Annotated in this window: 26 protein-coding genes; 10 read left to right on the top strand and 16 right to left on the bottom strand. The window is 56.5% G+C overall.

The window, feature by feature from the left end; translation table 11 throughout:
• The 11 genes from npr to OJ965_RS18940 form a co-directional block, all read right to left on the bottom strand.
• Positions 1-273 carry a PTS phosphocarrier protein NPr gene (npr, locus tag OJ965_RS18990; protein WP_009092474.1) on the bottom strand — a complete coding sequence of 91 codons (273 nt, stop codon included), beginning with the start codon at positions 271-273 and terminating at the stop codon, positions 1-3.
• A complete protein-coding gene (gene rapZ / locus OJ965_RS18985) occupies positions 270-1,124 on the bottom strand; it encodes an RNase adapter RapZ (RefSeq protein WP_003851114.1) in 855 nt (284 codons plus the stop codon). Before rapZ ends, npr begins: the two co-directional genes overlap by 4 nt.
• Positions 1,125-1,171: 47 nt before the next feature.
• Positions 1,172-1,651 carry a PTS IIA-like nitrogen regulatory protein PtsN gene (ptsN, locus tag OJ965_RS18980; RefSeq protein WP_009092473.1) on the bottom strand — a complete coding sequence of 160 codons (480 nt, stop codon included), beginning with the start codon at positions 1,649-1,651 and terminating at the stop codon, positions 1,172-1,174.
• A gap of 150 nt (positions 1,652-1,801) precedes the next feature.
• Positions 1,802-2,089 carry a ribosome hibernation promoting factor gene (gene hpf / locus OJ965_RS18975; protein ID WP_009092471.1) on the bottom strand — a complete coding sequence of 96 codons (288 nt, stop codon included), beginning with the start codon at positions 2,087-2,089 and terminating at the stop codon, positions 1,802-1,804.
• A 21-nt stretch (positions 2,090-2,110) separates the two neighbouring features.
• The gene (gene rpoN / locus OJ965_RS18970) at positions 2,111-3,544 is read right to left on the bottom strand and encodes an RNA polymerase factor sigma-54 (protein WP_265137441.1); all 1,434 of its coding nucleotides are present in this window, start codon (positions 3,542-3,544) and stop codon (positions 2,111-2,113) included.
• 48 nt (positions 3,545-3,592) lie between these two features.
• The gene (gene lptB, locus OJ965_RS18965) at positions 3,593-4,318 is read right to left on the bottom strand and encodes an LPS export ABC transporter ATP-binding protein (RefSeq protein WP_009092467.1); all 726 of its coding nucleotides are present in this window, start codon (positions 4,316-4,318) and stop codon (positions 3,593-3,595) included.
• A 5-nt stretch (positions 4,319-4,323) separates the two neighbouring features.
• Positions 4,324-4,875 carry a lipopolysaccharide ABC transporter substrate-binding protein LptA gene (gene lptA / locus OJ965_RS18960; protein WP_033736432.1) on the bottom strand — a complete coding sequence of 184 codons (552 nt, stop codon included), beginning with the start codon at positions 4,873-4,875 and terminating at the stop codon, positions 4,324-4,326.
• The gene (lptC, locus tag OJ965_RS18955) at positions 4,850-5,422 is read right to left on the bottom strand and encodes an LPS export ABC transporter periplasmic protein LptC (protein ID WP_009092465.1); all 573 of its coding nucleotides are present in this window, start codon (positions 5,420-5,422) and stop codon (positions 4,850-4,852) included. The genes lptA and lptC overlap by 26 nt, the downstream gene beginning before the upstream one ends.
• Positions 5,419-5,985: a 3-deoxy-manno-octulosonate-8-phosphatase KdsC gene (gene kdsC / locus OJ965_RS18950; protein ID WP_265137439.1), complete on the bottom strand. Its 567-nt coding sequence runs from the start codon at positions 5,983-5,985 to the stop codon at positions 5,419-5,421. The genes lptC and kdsC overlap by 4 nt, the downstream gene beginning before the upstream one ends.
• A 13-nt stretch (positions 5,986-5,998) precedes the next feature.
• Complete coding sequence (gene kdsD, locus OJ965_RS18945) at positions 5,999-6,982, bottom strand: arabinose-5-phosphate isomerase KdsD (RefSeq protein ID WP_265137437.1); 984 nt, start codon at positions 6,980-6,982, stop codon at positions 5,999-6,001.
• A 16-nt stretch (positions 6,983-6,998) separates the two neighbouring features.
• Entirely contained in the window at positions 6,999-7,979 is a 981-nt protein-coding gene (locus tag OJ965_RS18940; RefSeq protein ID WP_009092462.1) for a calcium/sodium antiporter, read from the bottom strand.
• 226 nt (positions 7,980-8,205) lie between these two features.
• Between OJ965_RS18940 and mlaF the strand changes: the two genes are divergently transcribed.
• The 7 genes from mlaF (at position 8,206) to murA (ending at position 13,012) form a co-directional block, all read left to right on the top strand.
• Positions 8,206-9,021: a phospholipid ABC transporter ATP-binding protein MlaF gene (mlaF, locus tag OJ965_RS18935; protein WP_046101074.1), complete on the top strand. Its 816-nt coding sequence runs from the start codon at positions 8,206-8,208 to the stop codon at positions 9,019-9,021.
• A 4-nt stretch (positions 9,022-9,025) separates the two neighbouring features.
• Positions 9,026-9,808 (top strand): lipid asymmetry maintenance ABC transporter permease subunit MlaE, encoded by a 783-nt coding sequence (gene mlaE / locus OJ965_RS18930; protein ID WP_009092460.1) that lies wholly within the window; start codon positions 9,026-9,028, stop codon positions 9,806-9,808.
• Between the two features lie 4 nt (positions 9,809-9,812).
• Positions 9,813-10,358: an outer membrane lipid asymmetry maintenance protein MlaD gene (gene mlaD, locus OJ965_RS18925; RefSeq protein ID WP_009092459.1), complete on the top strand. Its 546-nt coding sequence runs from the start codon at positions 9,813-9,815 to the stop codon at positions 10,356-10,358.
• A gap of 15 nt (positions 10,359-10,373) precedes the next feature.
• The gene (gene mlaC, locus OJ965_RS18920) at positions 10,374-11,009 is read left to right on the top strand and encodes a phospholipid-binding protein MlaC (protein ID WP_009092458.1); all 636 of its coding nucleotides are present in this window, start codon (positions 10,374-10,376) and stop codon (positions 11,007-11,009) included.
• Positions 11,009-11,314: a lipid asymmetry maintenance protein MlaB gene (gene mlaB, locus OJ965_RS18915; protein ID WP_046101075.1), complete on the top strand. Its 306-nt coding sequence runs from the start codon at positions 11,009-11,011 to the stop codon at positions 11,312-11,314. Before mlaC ends, mlaB begins: the two co-directional genes overlap by 1 nt.
• Positions 11,315-11,427: 113 nt before the next feature.
• A complete protein-coding gene (gene ibaG / locus OJ965_RS18910) occupies positions 11,428-11,685 on the top strand; it encodes a BolA family iron metabolism protein IbaG (RefSeq protein ID WP_009092456.1) in 258 nt (85 codons plus the stop codon).
• Positions 11,686-11,752: 67 nt separating this feature from the next.
• Positions 11,753-13,012 (top strand): UDP-N-acetylglucosamine 1-carboxyvinyltransferase, encoded by a 1,260-nt coding sequence (gene murA, locus OJ965_RS18905; RefSeq protein ID WP_009092454.1) that lies wholly within the window; start codon positions 11,753-11,755, stop codon positions 13,010-13,012.
• A gap of 62 nt (positions 13,013-13,074) precedes the next feature.
• Here murA and OJ965_RS18900 read toward each other — a convergent pair whose 3' ends face one another.
• Both OJ965_RS18900 and ispB read right to left on the bottom strand, forming a co-directional pair.
• Positions 13,075-13,359, bottom strand: a complete 285-nt coding sequence (locus OJ965_RS18900) for a helix-turn-helix domain-containing protein (RefSeq protein ID WP_033736431.1) — start codon at positions 13,357-13,359, stop codon at positions 13,075-13,077.
• Between the two features lie 231 nt (positions 13,360-13,590).
• Entirely contained in the window at positions 13,591-14,562 is a 972-nt protein-coding gene (gene ispB / locus OJ965_RS18895) for an octaprenyl diphosphate synthase (protein WP_009092450.1), read from the bottom strand.
• A gap of 257 nt (positions 14,563-14,819) precedes the next feature.
• Between ispB and rplU the strand changes: the two genes are divergently transcribed.
• From rplU to cgtA, 3 genes are all read left to right on the top strand, one after another.
• Positions 14,820-15,131 (top strand): 50S ribosomal protein L21, encoded by a 312-nt coding sequence (gene rplU, locus OJ965_RS18890; RefSeq protein WP_008925416.1) that lies wholly within the window; start codon positions 14,820-14,822, stop codon positions 15,129-15,131.
• A gap of 15 nt (positions 15,132-15,146) precedes the next feature.
• Entirely contained in the window at positions 15,147-15,404 is a 258-nt protein-coding gene (rpmA, locus tag OJ965_RS18885) for a 50S ribosomal protein L27 (protein ID WP_009092448.1), read from the top strand.
• A gap of 242 nt (positions 15,405-15,646) precedes the next feature.
• The gene (cgtA, locus tag OJ965_RS18880; RefSeq protein ID WP_009092447.1) at positions 15,647-16,819 is read left to right on the top strand and encodes an Obg family GTPase CgtA; all 1,173 of its coding nucleotides are present in this window, start codon (positions 15,647-15,649) and stop codon (positions 16,817-16,819) included.
• 63 nt (positions 16,820-16,882) lie between these two features.
• Here the strand turns inward: cgtA and OJ965_RS18875 are convergent, their stop codons facing one another.
• From OJ965_RS18875 to OJ965_RS18865, 3 genes are read right to left on the bottom strand one after another with little or no spacing between them, the layout of a single operon-like run.
• Positions 16,883-17,305 (bottom strand): hotdog fold thioesterase, encoded by a 423-nt coding sequence (locus tag OJ965_RS18875; protein WP_111208260.1) that lies wholly within the window; start codon positions 17,303-17,305, stop codon positions 16,883-16,885.
• Between the two features lie 2 nt (positions 17,306-17,307).
• Positions 17,308-18,066 (bottom strand): 2,3-dihydro-2,3-dihydroxybenzoate dehydrogenase, encoded by a 759-nt coding sequence (gene dhbA, locus OJ965_RS18870; RefSeq protein WP_265137397.1) that lies wholly within the window; start codon positions 18,064-18,066, stop codon positions 17,308-17,310.
• Positions 18,063-18,917, bottom strand: a complete 855-nt coding sequence (locus OJ965_RS18865) for an isochorismatase family protein (RefSeq protein ID WP_046101079.1) — start codon at positions 18,915-18,917, stop codon at positions 18,063-18,065. The genes dhbA and OJ965_RS18865 overlap by 4 nt, the downstream gene beginning before the upstream one ends.
• Between the last annotated feature and the right edge of the window lie 21 nt (positions 18,918-18,938).

The following is an 18,938-nucleotide window of genomic DNA, read 5'->3' as shown; positions in this document are numbered from 1 at the left end:
TTACTCTTCATCAAAGCCCGCTTCAAACAACTCAATGACCGCAGCCAGCGCCGGGACCTCTTCCGGCCCGCTGGCTTCAATCTCAATGTGTCCCCCTTTTGCCGAGTCGAGCATCAGCAGGGCGATCACGCTGCTGGCCTCGGCTTCGGTGCCTGCCTCGTTGCGCAGTAACACTTCGGCATCGAAGCTCTGCACCAGCTCAAACAGCTTCATCGCCGGACGGGCATGCATGCCCAGCTTATTTTTGATTTCTACAGTTTGTCTGACGGTCATGATTTGCGCTTTTCCAGCGTGCGATGGCGTGACTGTACATTCTTACCACGCGAGCGGAAATAGTCCGCCAGCTGCTCGGCGATATAGACTGAGCGGTGTTTACCGCCGGTACAGCCAATCGCCACGGTAAGATAGCTACGGTTGTTGGTCTCCAGCATCGGCAGCCAGAGTTCAAGATAGCTGCGTGTCTGGTAGATAAAATTATGCACTTCCGTGTGGCGGTCGAGGAAGGCCGCGACCGGGCGATCGAGGCCGGTCATCGGGCGCAGTTTCGGATCCCAGTGGGGATTGGGCAGAAAGCGCACGTCAAACACGTAGTCCGCGTCGATAGGGATGCCATGTTTGAAACCAAAGGATTCAAATACCATGGTCAGCTCGCGTTCACGCTTGCCCAGCAGGCGGGTGCGCAGCATCTCGGCCAGTTCATGCACCGACATCTCTGACGTATCAATGATCAGATCGGCGCGCGAACGCAGCGGCTCCAGCAGATCGCTCTCTTCATCAATGGCACTCTCCAGCGACAGATTTTTGCTGGAGAGGGGGTGCAGACGACGCGTATCGCTGTAGCGGCGAATCAGCGTGTTGCGGTCGGCGTCGAGAAACAGCAGCTGAGGTGAAAAGGAGTCGGGCAGATTATTCAGTGCGGTTTCAAAAATTTCGGGGGATTCAGGCATATTGCGCACGTCGATGCTGACCGCCGCCGAAATATTCCGCTCTGCCAGTGAGTTCGCTAACTCCGGCAGCAGCACCACCGGCAGGTTATCAACACAGTAGAACCCCATATCCTCCAGCGCACGGAGTGCCACTGACTTCCCCGAGCCTGAACGACCGCTAACGATCATCAGCACCATGACCTTCTCTCCCGTTTTAAAACCGGCACCCGGCCGGTAAAGACGCGTTACAGCTCTGTCTGGTTTTCCGTAATAATGGCATAAAGCTCTTCATCACTCTGCGCAGCGCGCAGCCGGCGGCAGACCGTTTTATCGGCCAGACGCTTTGCCACCAGTGAAAGGGTGTGCAGGTGTGTTTTGCACTGGTCAGCCGGAACCAGTAAGGCAAACAGCAGATCGACCGGCTGGTTATCGACGGCATCAAACGCAATCGGCTGTTCGAGGCTGATAAAGACCCCGACCGCGCGCAGCGTATCCTCCTCCAGCTTGCCGTGCGGGATCGCTATCCCGTTGCCGATACCGGTACTGCCCATACGCTCACGCGTCAGGATCGCTTCGAAAAGCGTCTGGTGCGGCAGGTTGAGCTGCTTAGCGGCCAGTTCGCTGATGATTTCCAGCGCACGTTTTTTGCTCTGGCAGTGTACGCCACTGCGTGTGCAGTCAGGCGAAAGCACCGTGCTCAATTCCAGTGTAAGATCGTTGTTCATTATCGTTTCACTTGCGGGTTCACCAGGCCATTCACCGCCGGCGTCTTCTGACGTGACGGAAAATGACGCCTGCCAGATGACAAAACGGGGCGGATTATCCGCCCCATCCTGTCGGCTCAGTGCGCCAGGCGCGCGTAGCCAGCATGAAGGTTAGTGTTTTTTCAGTTTATCTTTATGTTTAGTCAGCTGACGGGCGAGCTTGTCGATCAGCCCGTCAATCGCCGCGTACATATCTTCCGCTTCCGACGTGGCGTGCAGCTCGCCACCGTTAACGTGGAGTGTTGCGTCAGCCACCTGCATGACTTTCTCAACTTTCAGGACAATATAGACCTGATTGATGTGCTCAAAATAGTGTTCCAGTTTGGCAAATTTAGCACTGACGAATTCACGCAGTGGTGGCGTAATTTCAACGTGTTGCCCGGTCAGGTTCAGCTGCATAGGTCTTCCTTCTCATTTCTGTCAAACCAGCTGTTTACGCTGGTTCGATGGCGGGATGGATAAAGACTCACGATATTTTGCGACGGTACGCCGTGCCACCATGATCCCCTGATCGGACAACATGGAGGTCAGTTTACTGTCGCTCAAGGGTTTGGCTGGATTTTCCGCCGAAATTAATTTTTTCACCAGCGCACGAATCGCGGTAGAGGAGGCTTCGCCGCCCCCTTCCGTGTTGACGTGGCTGGAGAAAAAGTACTTCAGTTCAAAAATACCGCGCGGACTGTGCAGATACTTCTGCGTGGTCACGCGGGAGATAGTTGATTCGTGCATCTCAACGGCCTGAGCGATATCAGCCAGGACCATCGGGCGCATAAACTCTTCCCCCTGCTCGAAAAACGCCTGCTGCTGCTCAACGATACAGCGCGTCACTTTCAGCAGTGTATCATTGCGGCTTTCCAGACTCTTAATCAGCCAGCGTGCTTCCTGCAGGTTGCTGCGAATAAACTGCGTGTCGCTGTCGTTACGCGTGGTGCCGCCCATCGCCGCATAGTGCTGATTGATCTTCAGGCGGGGCAGGCTGTCGGCGTTGAGTTCAACCGTCCAGCGGCTGCCAACCTTGCGCACCAGCACATCGGGAATCACATATTCCGGTTCGCCGGTGTTGATCGACTGGCCGGGACGCGGGTCCAGCGACTGAATCAGCAGCATCGCCTCTTTCAGCACCTCTTCTTTGAGGCGCGTTACCCGCATCAGGCTACGGAAGTCGTGGTTGGCCAGCAGGTCGAGATGCTCACTGACAATCAGACGTGCTTCGGCCAGCATGGGCGTGTCGGGCGCATATTGTGACAGCTGAACCAGCAGGCAGTCGCGCAGATCGCGCGCACCCACGCCAATCGGGTCAAAGCGCTGGATGCGTTTCAGCACCGCTTCAACCTCATCCACCTCCAGCTCGTCATTGCCGATACTGTCGAGGATCTCCTCAAGCGAAACGGTGAGATATCCGGTGTCATCGATAGCATCGACGATAGAGGTCGCAATCGCGCGATCGGTATCACTGAACGGCGTCAGGCCGACCTGCCACATCAGATAATCCTGCAGGGACTGCGTCGTTTCACCCTGGTAGACCGGTAGCTCATCATCCTGATAGTCCGTTCCGGTGCCGGAAGGTGTGCCAGCGGTGTAGATCTCATCCCAGGTGGCATCCAGCGGCAGTTCATCGGGCATCTCTTTTTGCTCAAGCGCTTCGCGGGTATCCAGCGCCTCCGCTTCTGCAGCGTCCCGGGAGTCAATCTCGTCGTGCGGGTCCGTCTGCTCAAGCAGGGGATTACTTTCCAGCGCCAGCTGTAGCTCCTGCTGGAGTTCAAGCGTAGAGAGCTGCAGCAGACGAATCGCCTGCTGCAGTTGGGGAGTCATTGCCAGCTGTTGGCTGAACCTGAGTTGTAAGCCTTGCTTCATAGACAGGATGATAGTTCCCAGGTAAATAGCGGTCTTAACGACACCTTATCAGAGTCTGAACTCTTCACCCAAATAAACCCGCTTAACCTGCTCATCCGCAAGAATTTCATTGGGTGTGCCGTGCGCGATCAGGTGGCCCTGGCTGACGATATAGGCCCGCTCACAGACCGCTAACGTTTCACGCACGTTATGGTCGGTAATCAGTACGCCGAGGCCGCTGTCACGCAGATGCTCAATGATCTTCTTAATGTCGATAACGGAGATAGGGTCAACACCGGCAAAAGGCTCATCCAGCAGAATGAACTTAGGATTGGCGGCCAGCGCACGCGCGATCTCAACACGGCGGCGTTCGCCGCCGGAGAGGGCCTGGCCCATGCTGTCGCGCAGGTGCTCAATGTGGAACTCTTCCATCAGCTCGCGGGCGCGATCCTGGCGTTGCTCTTCGGTCAGATCGTCACGGATCTGCAGCACCGCCATCAGGTTATCGTAAACGCTGAGGCGACGGAAAATGGAAGCCTCCTGCGGCAGATAGCCGATGCCACGACGCGCACGCGCATGCAGCGGCAGGATGCTGATGTCTTCATCGTCAATCACGATACGGCCCGCGTCACGCGGCACGATGCCGACCACCATGTAGAACGTGGTGGTTTTACCGGCACCGTTCGGGCCCAGCAGGCCGACAATCTCGCCGGATTTCACCTGCAGACTGACATCTTCTACCACGCGACGGCCTTTATAGGCCTTCGCCAGGTTTTCTGCGATTAATGTGGCCATAGCTATCAGTTACTCTTCTTCTCGCTGTTGGACGACGCTTTATCCTGAAGTTGCGACGGCACCAGTACGGTAGTGACGCGCTTGTTCTGGCCCTGGCTGAAAGCCTGCATCTTCTGCTCTTTCACCAGGTAGGTAATGCGATCGCCTTTGATATTGCTGTCCTGCTGCTCAATAAACGCATTGCCGGTCAGTTCAACGAAATCGTTAGCCAGTTCGTAATGCAGTTTTGCGGCATGGCCCTGAACCGGTTTGCCGCTGTCCTGCATCTGATAGAAGGTGGCAGGATTACCGTAGGCATCGACGATGGTTTTCTTACTGTCGCCGCCCGGACGGGTGACCACGACTTTATCTGCCGTAATTTTGATGGTGCCCTGCGTCACAATGACGTTGCCGGTAAAGGTCGCGACATTGCCCTGTAAATCCAGCGCCTGATTCTGCGAGTCAATATTAACGGGTTTGTCCGAGTCACCGGTCAGGGCCAGCGCTGGAACGCTGGTCGCCAGCAGCACGCTGGCCAGTAAAAGCTTCAGGCTATTTTTGTTCATTTTGAATTTCATAAGAGGTTTTGACCTTCTCGATTAACTCGGCGTTTTTTGTCCGTAAATTGCCGCGCATTTTCATGCCGGTGGAGTTAAAGCTGCGGCCATACAATGTCACCTGGTCATCCGAGGTAACGTCCTGGGTCACCAGATTGATCTGCGCGTTATCTGTTTTGATCCGCTCCAGCTGAGAATCCTGCGTCAGCGTGTTGAGCTCAACATGGCCATAAAGATAAAGCATACGATCTTTAGTGAGCTTTGCCTTATCCGCGCGTAACGTCCAGGTCGGGATTTTGTTCTCATCATAGGTGGTCATCACCGGATGCTCGAACCAGCTCAGTTCGTCATCCGAGAAATAGGTCACTTTGTCTGAGACCAGTTTATAGGACAGCGCGCCCTGCGGGTTATAAACCACCGTGTGCGAATCCGCACTGGTGTAGGTCGGAGACTGACTGTCTGTCCCGACGGGCATCCCATCGTCATCCTTATTGGTAAGATTCCAGCCGATCAAAACCAGTGCAATCAAGGTCAGAATCAGCGTTATCCAACGCCTGCTTTTACTCATACTGATTGCCCTTTGGCATCCTCAAATTTGTTCTGCGCCATTAAGATCAGATCGCAGACTTCACGAACCGCACCGCGTCCACCGGCGATACGGGTAACATAGTCTGCGCGCGGCAACAGGATGGGATGTGCATCCGCCACCGCCACGCTGAATCCCACCTTCGCCATGACCGGCCAGTCGATCAGGTCATCGCCGATATAGGCGACCTGGTCGTCGGAAAGAGACAGTTTATCCAGAAGTTCGCGATAGGCCAAAAGCTTATCCGATTGTCCCTGATAAAGATGACGGATGCCGAGCGTTTTGCAGCGATCTTCCATCAGACGGGCATTGCGGCCGGTAATAATAGCCACTTCCACATCTGAGGTCAGCAGGCAGCGCACGCCATAGCCATCCCGCACGTTGAACGCCTTAAGCTCTTCGCCGTTATTTCCCATGTAGATCACCCCGTCGGACATCACGCCGTCCACGTCGCAGATCAGCAGACGAATGCGACTGGCGCGCGCCATAACCACAGCACTGACCGGGCCGTAGCAGGTGTCAATCGGGGGAGTTGCCTGTTGCATTTTCTCTTCCTGTTCAGACTACGCCAGCGCGCAGCATGTCATGCATATGTACCACACCGAGCAGATGGTCGTCATCGGCCACCAGAATCGACGTAATGTTTTTGGTCTGCATCAGGTTCAGGGCATCCACCGCCAGCATGTTTGGCCGGACGCGGATGCCCCCTGGCGTCATCACTTCCCCGATGGTGGCACGCTGAAAATCGATGCCCATATCAAAGATGCGGCGCAGGTCACCATCAGTAAAAATCCCTTGGATTTTCATCAGGTCGTCAACGATCACCGTCAGACCGAGGTTTTTGCGGGTAATCTCCAGCAGCGCATCGCGCAGTGAGGCGTCACGGGTGACATGCGGCAGCGCATCGCCACTGTGCATGATATCGGCCACATGCAGCAGCAGTTTGCGGCCCAGCGCACCGCCGGGGTGGGAGAGGGCGAAATCCTCGGCTGTAAATCCCCGCGCTTCCAGCAGCGAAACCGCCAGAGCATCACCCATCACCAGCGTGGCGGTGGTACTGCTGGTCGGGGCCAGGCCCAGCGGGCAGGCTTCCTGAGGAACGTGGACGCAGAGATGCACGTCGGCAGCCCGTCCCATCGCGCTGTCAGGCCGTCCGGTCATGCAGATCAGCGTAATGTGCTGGCGCTTCAGCACCGGAATCAGGGCGAGAATCTCGTTCGACTCCCCGCTGTTAGAGATGGCGATGACGACATCATTTTTGCTCACCATGCCCAGATCGCCGTGGCTGGCTTCGCCCGGATGCACAAAAAAGGCAGGCGTGCCGGTGCTGGCAAAGGTCGCCGCCATTTTCTTGCCGACGTGACCTGACTTCCCCATGCCCATCACCACCACCTTACCCTGGCAGGCATAGATCAGGGAGCAGGCGCGGGCAAAATCCTCATTGATATATTGATCGAGCTGTTCCAGCCCTTCACGCTCAATGCGCAGGACGGTTTTTCCCACCTGCTGGAAGTCGAATGCTGTTGGTTGCTGATGTGACATAGTGAGTCTGTCCTTGTTAGCCGTCCATGAACGCCGGCTGCATCCACAGCAGCGTCACCCAGACGAAGAAACCACAGAGTAAAATCAGGCCTGCCGTCCGGCCAACACGGCGACGCCGTAGCAGGCAGAGCAGGGCAAAGAGCGCACTCACGCCGAGCATCACCCAGTAGTCGCGGGCGAAAGCGTGATAGTCAATGCTGCCGGGGTGGATCAGCGCCGGCAGGCCAAGCACGATGGCAATATTATAAATGTTGGCGCCGACCAGATTACCGATCGCGATATCATCTTCGCCTTTCAGTGCACCGGCGATGACCGTTGCCAGCTCAGGCAGGCTGGTGCCCACGGCAATCAGCGTCAGGCCCATCACCAGCTCACTGACGCCAAAGTAGTCGGCAAAGGCCGTGGCGTTGTCGATCACCATGCGTGTCGACATCGGCAGGATGATCAGCGCAACGGCGAGCCAGAGAAAGGCCACCGTGTTGCCGCTCTCCTCACGGGGCAGCTCGGCCAGCTGCTCGCGGGTCAGGGTGTCGTTATTGTCCCGTTCGGCCTTGCGCGCGATGCGAATCACCACCAGAAGATAAATCGCGGCAATCGCGATCAGGCCAATTCCATCCAGTCGACTAAGCTGATTGTCAAACAGCATAAAACCGCTGAGCAGGGTGACCAGCAACATCAGCGGCAGTTCGCGGCGAATCAGATTAGAATGCACACTCAGCGGGTGCATAAGCGCAGCGGCACCCAGAATCAGTAAAATGTTCGTAATATTCGAGCCGAGGGCGGTGCCCACAGCGAGATCCATCTGGCCATGCTGCGCTGCCGAAAAGGAGAGGATCATCTCCGGCAGCGAGGTGCCGATGCTGACCACGGTCATGCCGATAATCAGCGGCGGAATGCCCAGAGAGCGGCATAATATTGAGGCGCTAAACACCAGACGATCGGCACCATAAGCCAGTAAAAGCAAACCGATAATCAACAGTGCAGAAGCTACGAACATGAAAAATCCTTGCGTAAAAACTCAGGCCGGCAATGCGTTCCCGGCCGGTTTAAAATTCTGTTTGGCGAGACAGGCGCTGATTTTGACCGCCTCAGGGGCAAAAGTAAATTTAATGACCATTTTCGCCAAATCTTAGCGATAAGTTTCTGTAAAGCTATCGTGAATCAGGACTGAACAGGCTACCATCGTACCCCATGTTTACGCCCGATCCTTACAAGAGGTAATAATGACCCAGCAGCAAACGAATCTGGTTGAGGTTCGTGGCGTGAGTTTTTCGCGCGGAGATCGCACCATCTTTGATGACATCTCGCTGACCGTGCCGAAAGGCAAAGTGACCGCGATTATGGGGCCATCGGGGATCGGAAAAACCACCCTGCTACGCTTGATTGGGGGGCAACTTCAGCCGACCCGCGGCGAGATTTTTTTCCGTGGCGAAAACATTCCGTCATTATCACGCGCCAGACTGTATGAAGCGCGTAAAAAGATGAGCATGCTGTTCCAGTCCGGTGCGCTGTTTACAGACTTAACGGTTTATGAAAACGTTGCGTGGCCGCTGCGTGAACATACGCGACTGCCTGAGCCGCTGCTGCACAGCACGGTGCTGATGAAGCTGGAGGCGGTGGGCCTGCGGGGTGCGGCCCAGCTGAAGCCCGCAGAGCTGTCAGGCGGGATGGCGCGACGTGTGGCTCTGGCGCGCGCTATTGCGCTGGAGCCGGAACTCATCATGTTTGATGAGCCTTTCGTCGGTCAGGATCCGATTACCATGGGCGTGCTGGTCAAACTCATTGATGAACTGAACCATGCGCTGGGCCTGACCTGCATCGTGGTCTCGCATGACGTACCGGAAGTACTGAGCATTGCGGACTATGCCTATATTGTGGCCGGACAAAAAATTATCGCACACGGCACCACGCCGGAACTGCGAGAGAATAACGACCCGCGCGTGCGCCAGTTTATTGATGGCGATGCGGATGGTCCGGTTCCATTCCGGTTTCCTGCCGGCGATTATCTCGCTGATTTAACCGGCTCACGGAGTAACTAAACAGATGGTCTTGAAGGCGCTGGCGTCGTTTGGTCGTCAGGGAATTGAAACGTGCGCCAGTTTTGGACGCGCAGGATTAATGCTGTTTCACGCGCTGGTAGGAAAACCGGCGTTTCGCAGACACACACCGCTACTGATCAAACAGCTCTACAGCGTTGGCGTGCTGTCGCTCCTGATTATTGTGGTATCGGGTCTCTTCATTGGCATGGTTCTCGGGCTGCAGGGCTATCTGGTGCTGACCACCTATGGCGCCGAAACCAGTCTGGGTATGCTGGTGGCCCTGTCGCTGCTGCGAGAGCTGGGACCGGTGGTCACCGCACTGCTGTTTGCCGGCCGGGCGGGCTCGGCGCTGACGGCGGAAATCGGCCTGATGAAAGCCACCGAGCAGCTCTCCAGTATGGAGATGATGGCGGTCGATCCGTTACGCCGGGTGGTGTCGCCCCGTTTCTGGGCGGGCTTCATCAGCATGCCGTTGCTGGCACTCATCTTTACGGCGGTCGGGATCGCGGGCGGTGCGCTGGTGGGGGTGAGCTGGAAGGGGATCGATCCCGGCTTCTTCTGGTCGGCGATGCAGAACGCGGTCGATTTCCGCACCGACGTGGTGAACTGTCTGATCAAAAGTGCCGTCTTTGCCGTGACGGTGACCTGGATTGCTCTTTTTAATGGCTATGACGCGATTCCCACTTCCGAAGGGATCAGTCGCGCGACAACGCGTACCGTCGTACACGCCTCTCTGGCGGTACTCGGGTTGGATTTTGTGCTGACAGCACTGATGTTTGGGAATTGATGCAATGCAAAGCAAAAAAAGCGAAATCTGGGTTGGCATTTTTATGATTATGGCGCTGATCGCCGCGCTGTTCCTCTGTCTGCGCGTCGCCGACCTGAAGTCGATGGGCACGGAGCCGACGTGGAAACTCTACGCGACCTTTGACAACATTGGCGGCCTCAAAGCCAGTTCGCCGGTCAAAATCGGCGGCGTAGTGATTGGCCGGGTGACGGATATCGAGCTTGAACCGAAGACCCTGCTGCCGCGCGTCACGATGGAGATCAGCGATCAGTACGCGAATAAAATTTCAGATACCAGTTCGCTGGCAATTCGCACCCAGGGTCTGCTGGGTGAGCAGTTCCTGGCGCTTAACTTAGGCTTTGACGACCCTGAGCTCGGTTCGGCGATGCTGAAAGATGGCGATACGCTGCGCGACACCAAATCGGCGATGGTGCTTGAAGATCTGATCGGTCAGTTCCTTTACAAGAGCGGCGATAACAAACAAAAAAATGAGGGCAAGGATGCGCAGGATGGCAGCAGTGCCGCGCCTGCGGAACCGGCTCAACCTTAAAGAAGAGGGCATACCATGTTTAAACGTTTACTGATGATTGCCATGCTGGTGGTTGCGGTCCCGCTGACGGCAACGGCAGCCGACCAGAGCAATCCCTACAAGCTGATGAACGAAGCGGCGCAAAAGACCTTCAGCCGTCTGAAAAATGAGCAGCCAAAAATCAAGCAGGATCCCAACTACCTGCGTCAGATTGTGCGCCAGGAACTGCTGCCTTACGTGCAGATCAAATATGCGGGCGCATTAGTGCTGGGTCGCTACTATCGTGACTCAACACCGGCCCAGCGCGAAGCTTACTTCAGCGCTTTTGGCGACTATCTGGCCCAGGCTTATGGTCAGGCACTGGCCCTCTATAACGGCCAGAGCTATCAGATCCAGCCTGAGCAGCCGCTTGGCGACGCCAAAATTGTGGCGATTCGCGTCACTATCATCGATCCTAATGGCCGTCCGCCGGTTCGCCTCGACTTTCAGTGGCGTAAAAACAGCCAGACTGGTAACTGGCAGGCTTATGACATGATTGCCGAAGGCGTCAGCATGATCACCACCAAGCAGAATGAGTGGAGCGATCTGTTACGGACCAAAGGTATTGATGGTCTGACGGCGCAGCTCAAATCGTCTGCGTCACAGCCAATCACGCTGGATAAACAACAATAATGCACGAATCGTTACGCTGGGAGCGCGAAGCCAGCACGCTATTACTGAAAGGCGAGCTGGATCGCGACACCCTGATGGGCCTCTGGCAGCAGCGTGAAACGCTGATTCGCGGCGTCGAGACGATCGACGTCGCGGCGCTGAACCGGGTTGACTCTTCCGGCCTCGCTCTGCTGGTGCACCTGCGGGAAATTGCACGGGCGCAGGGGAGCACCCCGCGCTTTGCCGGTATCAGCGACAAACTGCAGTCGCTGATTACGCTTTACAATCTGCAACAGATTATTGTTTCTGCGGATAAAAGCGCCTGATTTCCGCTTGTTATGCTAAGCCCCTGTTTTCAACAGGGGCTTTTGCGTATTTAAGAGTCAGCCGCTTTCCTCTACTATGTCAGCCTTATTATTATTAAGTGAAGTTAAGCACAATGGAAAACAGTGAAATTCAGGCCGTGCTGATGGCAGCGCTGCCTTTAGACGAAGTGCATGTGATGAGCAACGATGGCAGCCATTTCCAGGTGATCGCCGTAGGCGAACTGTTTGGCGAGCTGAGCCGCGTGAAAAAACAGCAGGCTGTCTACGCGCCGCTGATGGAATACATCGCGGACAACCGCATTCATGCTGTCTCTATCAAAACCTATACTCCCGCTGAATGGGCACGCGACCGTAAACTCAACGGTTTCTGATCCCTCAGCGTGGTGCACTCGTGGTAAGCGAGTCCCATCTTTAGCTAGTTAATTGAGAGCCGTGTTAATGGACAAATTTCGTGTGCAAGGCCCCACCCGCTTAAGTGGTGAAGTAACCATTTCCGGGGCGAAGAACGCCGCGCTACCTATTCTGTTTGCTGCCCTGCTGGCTGAAGAGCCGGTAGAGATCCAGAATGTGCCAAAGCTGCGCGACATTGATACCACCATGAAGCTGCTGAGCCAGCTGGGTGCGAAGGTGGAGCGCAACGGTTCTGTGCATGTCGATGCCAGCGCGGTCGATGTATTTTGTGCGCCTTACGATCTGGTGAAAACCATGCGTGCCTCCATCTGGGCGCTGGGCCCGCTGGTGGCGCGTTTTGGTCAGGGTCAGGTTTCGCTGCCGGGCGGCTGCGCGATTGGTGCGCGTCCGGTTGACCTGCATATCACCGGCCTGGAACAGCTGGGTGCCGAGATTAAGCTGGAAGAGGGCTACGTCAAGGCGTCCGTCAACGGCCGCCTGAAGGGCGCGCTGATTGTCATGGACAAGATCAGCGTCGGCGCAACCGTCACTATCATGAGTGCGGCAACCCTGGCGACCGGCACCACCGTGATTGAGAATGCGGCGCGGGAGCCGGAAATTGTCGATACCGCCAACTTCCTTAACACGCTGGGTGCCCGCATCAGCGGCGCAGGCACCGACAAGATCACCATCGAAGGCGTCGAGCGTCTGGGCGGCGGTGTTTACCGCGTTCTGCCGGACCGCATCGAAGCCGGCACCTTCCTGGTGGCAGCCGCCATTTCAGGCGGCAAAGTGATGTGCCACAAGGCTCAGCCCGATACGATGGATGCGGTTCTCTCTAAGCTGCGTGATGCCGGTGCCGATATCGAAACCGGCGAAGACTGGATCAGTCTCGATATGCACGGCAAACGCCCTAAAGCGGTCAATGTGCGCACCGCGCCACACCCGGGTTTCCCGACCGATATGCAGGCGCAGTTCACCCTGCTGAATATGGTGGCGGAAGGCACCGGCGTGATTACCGAAACCATTTTCGAAAACCGTTTCATGCACATCCCGGAACTGATTCGTATGGGCGGCCATGCGGAGATTGAGAGCAACACCGCGATCTGTCACGGGGTGGAAACCCTGTCCGGTGCGCAGGTGATGGCGACCGATTTGCGCGCTTCTGCCAGCCTGGTTCTGGCTGGCTGTATCGCGGAAGGCACGACATTCGTCGATCGCATTTATCACATCGATCGTGGCTATGAGCATATTGAAGATAAGCTGAAAGCGATGGGTGCGAATATCGAGCGCGTCAGCGAAGAGTAATCTCAGGTATGCGCTGAAAGAACCAGCCCTTTGCGGGGCTGGTTTTTTTTCGCCTGTCGATCTCAGGGCGTGCCGGAAAGATCGGCGGGGATCCGGATACGTTTTTTGCGATCCAGCAGGCGGTGCGTGTCAGGATCGTAGTAGCGGCTGGGCCAGATCTCGCTGGGATGCACCTCGATCGCCTCGGCGATCAGCCATTCGCCTTTTGGCCAAGGGCGCGTCAGCGCATTCGCGAGTGTTGATGAGCTGAGGCCGGCCGAGCGTGACAGTGCGGCCAGCGTCGTACCGCGTTTGTGCAGGGCTGCGATAATGTCAGCCGGGTGCCAGTCTTCCATCCTTTTTTGCATAACCCGTTCTCCTTGTCTTTGTGTCGTCCACCGGGACGTTGGCTTACCTTTTTACTGTTATCTGGAAAGTAAGCGTTTTTTATAGCAAATAGTTTCCATTAATTTCCAGTAATATTTGGCGTCAGCGTCGGGTCTGTGTGACAGCCCGCAAAAGGCATGCAACAGCAATGAGCGAACATAAAGAAGTGAGAGCGGGGAGGAGAAACGGAGCCGGGGAGGCTCCGTAGGGAATCAGAAATCGCGCTGAACTGACATATGCGCCAGCGACTCCAGCGCACTGCGCCAGGGTGATTCAGGCAGAATGCGCAGAGCGGCAATCGCCTTGTCCGCTTCCTGTTCGGCGCGGGTGCGGGTCCACTCCAGCGAACCACACTGGTGCATCGCTTCCAGTACCGGTTCCAGCAGATGGCGGCCATTACCCTGCTCAATGGCTTCGCGGATCATCTTCGCCTGCTCAGGTGAGCCGTTCTGCATTGCATGCAGCAGCGGCAGCGTCGGTTTTCCTTCGCTCAGGTCGTCGCCGGTGTTTTTACCCAGCGTCTCTCCGTCCGCACTGTAATCCAGTAAATCGTCGATTAACTGGAAAGCCGTGCCCAGATAGCGTCCATAATCCTGCAGCGCTTTCTCCTCTTCCGGCGTGGCGTCAGCCAGGATCGCAGAAGCCTGCGACGCGGCTTCAAACAGGCGCGCGGTCTTGCTGTAAATCACGCGCATGTAGCTCTCTTCGGTGATGTCAGGATCGTTCACGTTCATCAGCTGCAGGACTTCGCCCTCAGCGATCACGTTGACCGCTTCTGACATCAGCGCCAGGATACGCAGCGACCCCATGCTGGTCATCATCTGGAAGGCGCGGGTGTAAATAAAATCCCCGACCAGCACGCTTGCCGCATTGCCAAACGCCGCGTTCGCGGTCGCTTTGCCACGACGCATATCGGATTCATCCACGACATCGTCATGCAGCAGCGTGGCGGTGTGGATAAATTCGATCAGCGCCGCATTGGTCACGTGCAGATCGCCCTTGTAGCCCATGGCGCGTGCGGAGAGCACGGCAATCATGGGACGGATACGCTTACCCCCACCACTGATGATGTAGTAGCCCAACTGGTTGATGAGCGAGACATCTGAATTCAGCTGGTCGAGGATGGTCTGGTTAACGGCAGCCATATCCTGTGCGGTTAATTCGTTGATCTGTTCTAAGTTCATTCGTCTTTTCAGCTATGACTCGTTATCTCTGCCATGGTAAGTGCTTTTACCCAGCCAGCGTTCAGGTAATCTGTTACTGATTGTACTTGAATTTTCAGCCTGAGAAACGGTTGCGTTCAGCCTGTGTTTTTTTTCTGCAAGAGTGTGCAAAGTGCTCTTGTCTTCTTCTGGAGTTTTGCGTAGAATTCGCGCCCTATTGTGAATATTTAGCGCGCCGCCTGATGAACTAAAAGGCAAGCGCAGAAGCGGAGTTTTATATGTACGCGGTTTTCCAAAGTGGTGGTAAACAACACCGAGTAAGCGAAGGTCAGACCGTTCGCCTGGAAAAGCTGGACATCGCAACCGGTGAAACCATCGAGTTTGACCAGGTTCTGATGATTGCTAATGGCGAAGACGTGAAAATCGGCGCGCCACTGGTTTCAGGCGGTATGATCAAGGCAGAAGTTGTTGCTCACGGTCGTGGCGAGAAAATTAAGATCGTTAAGTTTCGTCGTCGTAAGCACTACCGTAAGCAGGCTGGCCATCGCCAGTGGTTCACTGATGTGAAAATCACTGGTATCACGGCGTAAGAGGAGATCTGACAAATGGCACATAAAAAGGCTGGTGGTTCGACTCGAAATGGTCGTGACTCCAATGCAAAACGTCTGGGTGTTAAGCGTTTTGGTGGTGAATCTGTTCTGGCAGGTAGCATCATCGTTCGTCAGCGTGGCACCAAATTCCACGCAGGCAGCAACGTAGGTTGTGGTCGTGACCACACCCTGTTCGCTACCGCAGACGGCAAAGTAAAATTCGAAGTTAAAGGTCCGAACAACCGTAAATACATCAGCATCGTTGCTGAGTAAGGTTGTCGTGACGCAGACGTTTATCGTCTGAACGCACGAATTAAAGGCCCCGCAGCTCCTGCGGGGCTTTTTACATTCTGCGCTCTGTCGCGGTAAAAGCGACGCCTCACTGAAGTTTGCTGTACACTTTATGTACACACTGGCGACAGCCAGTCCTGATTTATCCGCCGCTGGTCAGCGCAGAAGACCCTGGCGGACCCGTCTGCAGAGTGCTGCAGGCGATTGTGTGACGGAGATTGAAAATGAAGTTTGTTGATGAAGCGACAATTCTGGTCGTCGCGGGTGATGGCGGTAATGGATGCGTCAGCTTCCGCCGCGAAAAATATATCCCGAAAGGCGGCCCTGACGGGGGTGATGGCGGTGACGGCGGCGACGTTTATCTGATCGCCGATGAAAACCTCAATACCCTTATCGATTATCGTTTCGAGAAATCGTTCCGCGCTGAACGCGGGCAGAATGGCCAGAGCCGCGACTGTACCGGTAAACGCGGTAAAGATATCGAAATCAAAGTTCCGGTCGGCACACGGGTTATCGACCAGGGAACCGGCGAGACCTTAGGCGACATGACGCGTCACGGCCAGAAACTGATGGTCGGCAAAGGCGGCTGGCATGGCCTGGGCAACACCCGTTTTAAATCGTCAGTAAACCGCAGCCCGCGCCAGAAAACCATGGGAACCCCGGGTGAGAAGCGCGACCTGCAGCTTGAGCTGATGCTGCTGGCGGACGTCGGCATGCTGGGCTTACCGAATGCCGGTAAATCCACCTTTATTCGCGCCGTGTCAGCCGCCAAGCCAAAAGTGGCGGACTATCCGTTTACCACCCTGGTGCCAAGCCTGGGCGTGGTACGTATGGACAGCGAGCAGAGCTTTGTCGTGGCCGATATTCCCGGCCTGATTGAAGGCGCCGCTGAGGGTGCCGGTCTCGGGATCCGCTTCCTGAAGCACCTGGAGCGCTGCCGCGTGTTGCTGCACCTGATCGACATCGATCCGATCGATGAAAGCGATCCGGTTGAAAATGCCCGCATCATTCTTGGCGAACTGGAAAAGTACAGCGAGAAGCTGTTCAACAAACCGCGCTGGCTGGTCTTCAACAAAGTGGACCTGATTGGTGAAGAAGAAGCGCAGGCACGTGCTAAAGCGGTCGCTGAGGCGCTGGGCTGGGAAGATAAGTATTACCTGATCTCTGCCGCCAGCCGTACCGGCGTCAACGAACTCTGCTGGGATGTGATGAGCTTCATTAACGCCAACCCGAAAGAAGCCGAGCTTGAAGAGAAGCAGCCGGAGAAAGTGGAGTTCATGTGGGACGATTACCACAAAGAAACCCTTGAAAATGCGACAGAAGTGGAAGATGAAGAGTGGGATGACGACTGGGATGATGAAGACGACGAAGGCGTCGAAATTATCTATCAGCGCTAACCACGACGCGGCCACAGGCTGACCGGCAAAGCCCCTCTTTCCAATCGAAAGGGGGGCTTTTTTTCAGCTGCTCATCACAGCCACGCTGAGTCGCGCACTGCAGCACAACTGATCCCGGCCGTTACGGATTTCGATCTGCCAGCTCTGACTGCGTCTGCCCAGATGCAGGGGGCGACAGATCCCCCGCACTGTCCCGGCTGACACCGCACGCAGATGGCTGGCATTGACTTCGACACCCACCACGCTGCTGCCTTCTTCCACCGCCATATACCCGGCCATTGAGCCCATCGACTCCGCTAGTACCACGGAGGCCCCGCCATGCAGCAGGCCAAATGGCTGGTGCGTGCGCGCATCCACCGGCATCGTCGCTTCCAGGTAATCCTCGCCTATCACGGTAAAGACGATCCCGAGATGGGCGACCAGCGACTGCTCGCCCAGTGCATTCAGGGTGGGAAGATCGAAGGATCGTTTCCAGATCGCAGCCATTTTCAGGCTCCCAGGGTTGCGCCGCCGTCGACCACGATATCCTGCAGGGTCACATGGCTGGCCAGGTCTGATGCGAGAAACAGCACGGTGGCCGCAATTTCCTGCGGCTGCGCGATCTTGCCCAGCGGGATCCCCAGCTTAAACTGATCCGGAAAACCGGCGATCATTTCCTGCTCGCCACCGGGGGTCTGCCACAGGCTGCGCTGCATCGCGGTGTCGGTGGAGCCGGGTGAAACGATATTACAGCGAACGCCAAAAGGGGCCATTTCCAGCCCCACGGTCAGACAGAGACTGCGCAGTGCCGCTTTCGATGCGCCGTAGGCCGACATGCCGATTCGCGGCGCGTGCGCCGCGTTAGACGCCACGGTGACGATGGCCCCGGCGCGCTGCTGGCGAAAGCGCGGCAGTGTCTGCTGAAACAGGTTAAAGGTGCCGCCCGCGTTGACGTTCAGGCACGCCTGCCAGTCAGCGAAGGAGAGCGCATCAGTGGCGCCGACGCGCAAAATGCCCGCCGCGTTGACCAGCACATCAATGCGCGGTTGCGTTGCCAGCACGCGCTGACAGATCGTTTCTACCTGATCCGGATCGGCCACATCCAGGCGATGACAGCGAAACGGATAATCCTGCTGCGCAAACTGCAGGTCAAAGGCTTCCACCCGCGCGCCTGCCCGATGAAAGGCCAGCGCACTCTGATAACCAATGCCCTGACCGGCTCCGGTTACCCAGACAACGCGACCGCTGAAGTCGAAGGTGTGGCTCATTGAGTGAGCTCCCGCGACAGCAACGCCCACCAGCCATCGATGCTCGGATTTTTCGCCAGCGTAACAAAGTCGATATCCCGGTGAACCTGACGCCAGCGTGCCGCCAGCGCCATGACGCGCACCGAATCCAGACCATAATCGATCAGGTTTTCATCATCCTCCGGCACCTCATCATCCTCCAGCAGCGGCAGGACGAGCGCGCGCAGATCCGCTTTGCTGAGAGGGACCGGCATCATATCAGCCGTCATCACCACTTTTCCGCTGCGGCCGGCGGTGTAAGTCAGCGCCATCATATGCTCCTCGCGGCTGAAATCAGCCAGCGCATCGGCCACCATAAACGGCTGGATATCACGCATAAAGGCATCCGTGGCGGTGGTCAGGCAGCCGATATGGGCATAGACGCCCGTGATAATCAGCTGATCGCGGCCCATCTCCTTCAGGATCGCCTCCAGCGGGGAGCGATGAAAGGCGCTGTAGCGCCACTTAGTCAGCACCTGGTCGTCCTCGTCGGGGGCCAGCGCCGCCACGATCCTCTGCTGGTCGGGATGCTTATTCAGGCCCGGTCCCCACATATCGTTGAGCAGGGCGCGATCCGCATCGCTCTGCGCCGTCGGCTGGGCGGTGTAAAACACCGGAATACCCTGCGCTTTGCAGTAGCGACGCAGGCGGGCAATATTGCCGACGACCTGCTCAATCAGCGGGCTGTTCTCTCCCCAGAAGCTGAGAAAATAGCGCTGCATATCGTGGATGAGCAGGGCGGCCCGGCCCGGCTCCAGCGCCCATTTCACCCGGTTATTCGGCAACTCGGTGGCGGCGGGCAGTGGATAGGAGGTCAGTTGTGGAATAGTCATAAAAATTCTCCGGACAGATCG

The sequence above is a fragment of the Pantoea anthophila genome (assembly GCF_026104315.1).
Lineage (GTDB): Bacteria > Pseudomonadota > Gammaproteobacteria > Enterobacterales > Enterobacteriaceae > Pantoea > Pantoea anthophila.
The sequence above is the reverse complement of the archived record's forward strand: the minus strand, read 5'-3'. Positions and strand labels throughout refer to the sequence as shown.

Coding starts and splice junctions, on each gene's coding strand:
- murA (WP_009092454.1), top strand. CDS start 11,753: ATGGACAAATTTCGTGTGCAAGGCCCCACCCGCTTAAGTGGTGAAGTA.
- OJ965_RS18875 (WP_111208260.1), bottom strand. CDS start 17,305: ATGGCTGCGATCTGGAAACGATCCTTCGATCTTCCCACCCTGAATGCA.
- cgtA (WP_009092447.1), top strand. CDS start 15,647: ATGAAGTTTGTTGATGAAGCGACAATTCTGGTCGTCGCGGGTGATGGC.
- OJ965_RS18865 (WP_046101079.1), bottom strand. CDS start 18,917: ATGACTATTCCACAACTGACCTCCTATCCACTGCCCGCCGCCACCGAG.
- dhbA (WP_265137397.1), bottom strand. CDS start 18,066: ATGAGCCACACCTTCGACTTCAGCGGTCGCGTTGTCTGGGTAACCGGA.
- OJ965_RS18900 (WP_033736431.1), bottom strand. CDS start 13,359: ATGCAAAAAAGGATGGAAGACTGGCACCCGGCTGACATTATCGCAGCC.
- lptB (WP_009092467.1), bottom strand. CDS start 4,318: ATGGCCACATTAATCGCAGAAAACCTGGCGAAGGCCTATAAAGGCCGT.
- kdsC (WP_265137439.1), bottom strand. CDS start 5,985: ATGCAACAGGCAACTCCCCCGATTGACACCTGCTACGGCCCGGTCAGT.
- ibaG (WP_009092456.1), top strand. CDS start 11,428: ATGGAAAACAGTGAAATTCAGGCCGTGCTGATGGCAGCGCTGCCTTTA.
- lptC (WP_009092465.1), bottom strand. CDS start 5,422: ATGAGTAAAAGCAGGCGTTGGATAACGCTGATTCTGACCTTGATTGCA.
- lptA (WP_033736432.1), bottom strand. CDS start 4,875: ATGAAATTCAAAATGAACAAAAATAGCCTGAAGCTTTTACTGGCCAGC.
- mlaB (WP_046101075.1), top strand. CDS start 11,009: ATGCACGAATCGTTACGCTGGGAGCGCGAAGCCAGCACGCTATTACTG.
- ptsN (WP_009092473.1), bottom strand. CDS start 1,651: ATGAACAACGATCTTACACTGGAATTGAGCACGGTGCTTTCGCCTGAC.
- ispB (WP_009092450.1), bottom strand. CDS start 14,562: ATGAACTTAGAACAGATCAACGAATTAACCGCACAGGATATGGCTGCC.
- kdsD (WP_265137437.1), bottom strand. CDS start 6,982: ATGTCACATCAGCAACCAACAGCATTCGACTTCCAGCAGGTGGGAAAA.
- rplU (WP_008925416.1), top strand. CDS start 14,820: ATGTACGCGGTTTTCCAAAGTGGTGGTAAACAACACCGAGTAAGCGAA.
- mlaF (WP_046101074.1), top strand. CDS start 8,206: ATGACCCAGCAGCAAACGAATCTGGTTGAGGTTCGTGGCGTGAGTTTT.
- rpoN (WP_265137441.1), bottom strand. CDS start 3,544: ATGAAGCAAGGCTTACAACTCAGGTTCAGCCAACAGCTGGCAATGACT.
- npr (WP_009092474.1), bottom strand. CDS start 273: ATGACCGTCAGACAAACTGTAGAAATCAAAAATAAGCTGGGCATGCAT.
- OJ965_RS18940 (WP_009092462.1), bottom strand. CDS start 7,979: ATGTTCGTAGCTTCTGCACTGTTGATTATCGGTTTGCTTTTACTGGCT.
- rpmA (WP_009092448.1), top strand. CDS start 15,147: ATGGCACATAAAAAGGCTGGTGGTTCGACTCGAAATGGTCGTGACTCC.
- mlaD (WP_009092459.1), top strand. CDS start 9,813: ATGCAAAGCAAAAAAAGCGAAATCTGGGTTGGCATTTTTATGATTATG.
- hpf (WP_009092471.1), bottom strand. CDS start 2,089: ATGCAGCTGAACCTGACCGGGCAACACGTTGAAATTACGCCACCACTG.
- rapZ (WP_003851114.1), bottom strand. CDS start 1,124: ATGGTGCTGATGATCGTTAGCGGTCGTTCAGGCTCGGGGAAGTCAGTG.
- mlaC (WP_009092458.1), top strand. CDS start 10,374: ATGTTTAAACGTTTACTGATGATTGCCATGCTGGTGGTTGCGGTCCCG.
- mlaE (WP_009092460.1), top strand. CDS start 9,026: ATGGTCTTGAAGGCGCTGGCGTCGTTTGGTCGTCAGGGAATTGAAACG.